Annotated in this window: 1 pseudogene; it reads right to left on the bottom strand. The window is 67.5% G+C overall.

Features of this window, described 5'->3' with window-relative positions:
* A pseudogene (locus BMG07_RS41155) lies at positions 1-237 on the bottom strand (acetyl-CoA C-acetyltransferase); the annotation flags it as partial.

Genomic DNA, 237 nt, shown 5'->3' with positions numbered 1-237 from the left:
GCCGCCGCGGCCCTTGACCGTGACGGGCACGATCTCGTCCTTGAACAGGCCCGTTTCGGCGGCCTTCTTGGCGCGCTCGACGCTGGCGATGGCGAACGCGTCCTGCTGCTCGCGCGTGAACTTGTACTTGGCCGCGCAGTCTTCGCCGAAGGTGCCCATCGAGCGGCCCGGCTGGTAGGCGTCTTCCAGGCCGTCGAGCATCATGTGGTCGAAGATGCGGTCGTGGCCCATGCGGTA

Origin of the sequence: Variovorax sp. E3, assembly GCF_016082275.1 — a bacterium.
Lineage (GTDB): Bacteria > Pseudomonadota > Gammaproteobacteria > Burkholderiales > Burkholderiaceae_C > Variovorax.
This window is presented reverse-complemented; position numbering and strand designations above follow the sequence as displayed.